The following is a 4,428-nucleotide window of genomic DNA, read 5'->3' as shown; positions in this document are numbered from 1 at the left end:
ATTGACTGGTTATTCTTAATACATTAAATAAATAGGTGTATGAGTAGTTTGATTCAAAGCATGATGACTGCTAATTTATATTAGTCTGTTTAACTTATTGAGGCATATGGTATTACTACTCAAATAGTTCAATTGTATATTACTAATCATCAAAAAGTACACTTAATAATGTTATACTAATGATTAGGAGAACCATTACTTAGAAAGAAATGAGTGATCACAATGACTGGGCTTCCAGAAGATTATATGAATGATATCCTCGTTCGAATGGCCTATCATAATAGTGCTATTGAGGGAAATACGATTACATTACCAGAGACGGTATCGATTATTATAGAAGGTACAACTCCAGGCAATAAGAGTATTCGTGAATTTTATGAAATTGAAAATCATAAAGAAGCTTTTCATTATGTTTTTAAATTATACGCTCATTCAGAAAAGCTAAGTATTCCTATAATAAAAAAAATTCACTCCTTATTACTTGATCGTCTACACCATGAAAGAGGTAAATTCAAAAGCACTCAAAATGCCATTGTGGGTGCTGAGTTTAGAACGGCTACGCCAGAAGAAACACCTCTACTAATGACCCAATGGGTAGATAATACAATTTATCAATTAGAACATGCAAAATCTACAGAAGATAAGCTCACTATACTTTCCGAATCACATATCCTGTTTGAGCGAATCCATCCTTTTTCAGACGGGAACGGGCGGACAGGACGTATGGTTTTGATGTATCAAGCTTTAATAGAGTTTGGAGTACCTGTTGTCATAAATAGCAATAATAGAGCAATATACATTCAGTCTTTAGCCAATCAAGACAGTGCGTCATTATCTAAACTATTTCTACAATCAATTCATTATGAAAAAGAGAGAATGGAACATTTTACTGCTGATTAAGTGTGCACTCTCGTGAACTAACTAAGTAATCAAAATCGAGGCTGACCTTACCATCCAATAGGGGTAATATAAGTAAAAGATATCAATTAAGATACTTCAGTTTCCATCCATTTTTCATTTGACTTGATTTGTAGTATAATAACAAAGGCTTTTATTCAAGGTAAACGCACAAAGAATTGAATGAATGCTCGTGTCCTGAATAGAAAAAGTAAATAGGAAATGGTTAGGAGAATTTTGTAATGTTAGATGTAGTTGGAGAGAGGTTAGATGGCTTAGTACTTAAAGGTCTTCCAAAGGAGAAGACGTTAGAAGCTAGCTTGGAAGCTTATACGAAGCCCAGTTTACTTAAATTGGCAGAGTTAAATGCCTTTGATGTTAAAAAAAGCTGGAATAAAACGCAAATGATAGAAGTCATCGCTGATAGTATTAAAAACTCACTTGATGAGTGCGTGTCAGACTTTGACGAGAAACAGTTAGAGACTTTAAAAGGAATCGCTAACGAGACCGCTGAAGACACTGACTTGCAAAGTGAGGGTGTTGCTTCAGCAGTTGAAAAAGGACTTCTATACGTTGCTGCTAATGAAGAAGATGTTTCATTTTCAATGCCAGCAGAAGTTGCAGAAAAAGTGAGTGAGGTTGCGACTAAAAATGAACCTGTCCAAGCTAAAGCTGATTCTGTCGTTAAAGAAGATAGTCGACCTATTCGAACGGCTCCTTTTTCAATCAGATCTCGAAGAAAGAAAAAAGTACAACAACGAATCGTTAATAAAATTGGTCGAAATGAGCCATGCCCGTGCGGTAGTGGGAAAAAATATAAGAAATGTTGTTTAGCTTAAATGTAATGAATAAAACGGTATGCCCATCTAAAAGCGGCATGCCGTTTTTATTTCGATGGTAGTGGTACAATAGTTTAAAGGTTATTTTTTGAAACAAATCTTTTAAAGGAGTTTTTAAAGTGGATAACAATAAGATTAAAGTGAGTACAGCTTCATTGAAAGTGATGGCGGGATGGGGGATAGATACCATTTATGGGATTCCTTCCGGGACTTTAGCTCCCTTAATGGAAGCCTTAGGAGAACAAGAAGAGACAGATATTGATTTTATTCAAGTCAAACATGAAGAAGTGGGATCAATGGCAGCTGTGATGCAGTGGAAATTTGGTGGAAAGTTAGGGGTCTGTGTAGGATCGGGTGGTCCAGGTGCATCTCACTTAATCAACGGACTGTATGATGCAGCGATGGATAATACACCTGTTTTAGCTATTTTAGGATCGCGTCCTCAAAAAGAATTGAATATGGACGCGTTTCAAGAGCTGAATCAAAATCCAATGTACGATCATATTGCCGTGTACAATCGTCGGGTCGCCTACGCTGAACAATTACCCAAAATGATAGACGATGCTATTCGCACAGCCATTTCTAAGCGTGGCGTAGCCGTCCTTGAAGTCCCAGGTGATTTCGGTTTCAAAAAAATGGACAGGGATGCCTTCTATTCTTCGGGTCACAGTTACCGTGATTTTGTTTCTTCTGCAATTAATGAAAAAGATGTTGATGCAGCTGTTGAATTACTAAATCATTCCAAACGTCCAGTTATTTATGCGGGAATTGGAACGATGGGACACGGTCCAGCTGTTCAAGAATTATCTCGTAAAATCAAAGCACCGATTATCACAACAGGTAAAAACTTTGAAACGTTCGATTATGACTTTGAAGGGTTGACGGGTTCCACTTACCGAGTAGGCTGGAAACCAGCTAATGAAGCGGTAAAGGAAGCAGATACCGTTCTGTTCGTTGGTTCTAATTTCCCTTTTGCGGAAGTGGAGGGGACGTTCTCAAATATTGAACACTTTATCCAGATTGATAACAACCCGGCCAATCTCGGTAAACGTCACAATCCAGACGTGGCTATTCTTGGGGATGCGGGAGAAGCCGTACAGTCCTTGCTTAAAAAAGTAACACCGGTTGAGAATTCAGCATGGTGGCGAGCTAACTTGAAAAATATTCAAAACTGGCGAGACTACATGACTAAGCTAGAAACAAAAGAAAGTGGACCGTTACAGCTTTATCAAGTTTATCATGCCATCAATAAACATGCCGATGAGGATGCCATTTATTCTATTGATGTGGGGAATTCGACTCAAACATCTATCCGTCATTTACACATGACTCCAAAGAATATGTGGAGAACGTCTCCCTTGTTTGCGACTATGGGGATTGCCCTTCCGGGTGGAATTGCCGCTAAGAATGTTTATCCTAACCGTCAAGTCTGGAACCTGATGGGAGACGGTGCGTTTTCAATGAATTATCCAGATGTCGTCACGAACGTTGTTTACAACCTCCCAGTGATTAACGTCGTATTCGCGAATACGGAATATGGATTCATCAAGAACAAATATGAAGATACCAACGAAAACACCTTTGGTACGGATTTTACAGAAGTAGACTACGCTAAAATTGCAGAGGCACAAGGAGCAGTTGGCTTCACAGTCAGACGTATTGAAGATATCGATCAAGTGGTGGCTGAGGCCGTTAAAGCTTCTAAAGAAGGTCGCACGGTAGTCATTGATGCTAAAATTACAAAAGACCGTCCTATACCAGTTGAAAACCTAGAATTAGACCCTGCTTTGTATAGTGATGAGAAAATCAAAGCCTATAAAGACAAATATGAAGCTGAAGAATTAGTGCCATTCAGTGCATTCTTAAACGCTGAAGGCCTTGAATCTAAAGTCGCTCAATCATCTTAATAATTAAATATAATCAAAAGAAGCCACTATCTGTCAGAAATATTTACAGATAGTGGTTTTTTTAATGAAGATGTATTTTCTTACTATTCATTTCAATCCATTTAGAAATATCTACATTTGTCATTCGATTCGCCTCCCATTATCTCTTCTTTTATATTTTAGCAATTGCTAGTTGGATACTCATTAATTAGTCGTTACCAATCGAATATAAGTCACTAAACTATTTAAAATAATGTTTGAGTCTGAAGGTAAAAGCTGCTTTTAAAATAAAAAGTCTTACAAACTACTTGCAAATTATTTTAATCTCATATATAGTTAGGCCATGGGTTAGTTAGTGTACTAACTAACCATTCGACCGAGCAAGCCAGAGGAGGGCTTTTTATTGGATACATCGATTCCGATTTATTTACAAATTTCACAGTTTATTGAAAATGAAGTCATCAGCAATCGTTTAACGGCTGAAGATAAGGTGCCGTCAATGAATGAATTTTCTAAATCAATGAATGTCAATCCGGCAACTGCAGGGAAGGGTTTAAATGAATTAGTCGATCAAGGCATTTTGTATAAAAAACGAGGCTTAGGGATGTTCGTTACAGCAGAGGCAAAAAGTATTATTTTAAACAAACGAAGAAAACAGTTTGAAGAAAAAATACTGCCTGACTTTGTAGAAGAAGCCAAGCAATTAAATATTAGTAAGGAAGAATTAATTCAATGGAGGTAATGCCAAAAGTTCTATGAAAAATCAGATTATTCCTGTTCGAAGGTATGATATTCCCAAATAGGAT

4 protein-coding genes are annotated in these 4,428 nt (G+C 37.1%); all 4 read left to right on the top strand.

The annotated features are described in order from the left end of the window. Positions 1 to 222: 222 nt before the first annotated feature. Positions 223 to 900 carry a Fic family protein gene (locus tag ABDZ53_RS11675; protein ID WP_343756723.1) on the top strand — a complete coding sequence of 226 codons (678 nt, stop codon included), beginning with the start codon at positions 223 to 225 and terminating at the stop codon, positions 898 to 900. Positions 901 to 1,139: 239 nt separating this feature from the next. Next, the gene (locus tag ABDZ53_RS11670; RefSeq protein ID WP_343756721.1) at positions 1,140 to 1,736 is read left to right on the top strand and encodes an SEC-C metal-binding domain-containing protein; all 597 of its coding nucleotides are present in this window, start codon (positions 1,140 to 1,142) and stop codon (positions 1,734 to 1,736) included. A 119-nt stretch (positions 1,737 to 1,855) separates the two neighbouring features. Next, positions 1,856 to 3,643 (top strand): pyruvate oxidase, encoded by a 1,788-nt coding sequence (spxB, locus tag ABDZ53_RS11665; RefSeq protein WP_343756719.1) that lies wholly within the window; start codon positions 1,856 to 1,858, stop codon positions 3,641 to 3,643. 382 nt (positions 3,644 to 4,025) lie between these two features. Beyond that, on the top strand, positions 4,026 to 4,364 hold the full coding sequence (locus ABDZ53_RS11660) for a GntR family transcriptional regulator (protein WP_343756717.1): 339 nt from the start codon (positions 4,026 to 4,028) through the stop codon (positions 4,362 to 4,364). Positions 4,365 to 4,428 lie beyond the last annotated feature (64 nt).

The sequence above is a fragment of the Alkalibacterium iburiense genome, from assembly GCF_039521845.1.
GTDB classification, from domain to species: domain Bacteria; phylum Bacillota; class Bacilli; order Lactobacillales; family Carnobacteriaceae_A; genus Alkalibacterium; species Alkalibacterium iburiense.
Note: the sequence above shows the minus strand (reverse complement) of the source record. Positions and strands in the feature narration are given on the sequence as shown.

Coding starts and splice junctions, on each gene's coding strand:
- ABDZ53_RS11670 (WP_343756721.1), top strand. CDS start 1,140: ATGTTAGATGTAGTTGGAGAGAGGTTAGATGGCTTAGTACTTAAAGGT.
- ABDZ53_RS11675 (WP_343756723.1), top strand. CDS start 223: ATGACTGGGCTTCCAGAAGATTATATGAATGATATCCTCGTTCGAATG.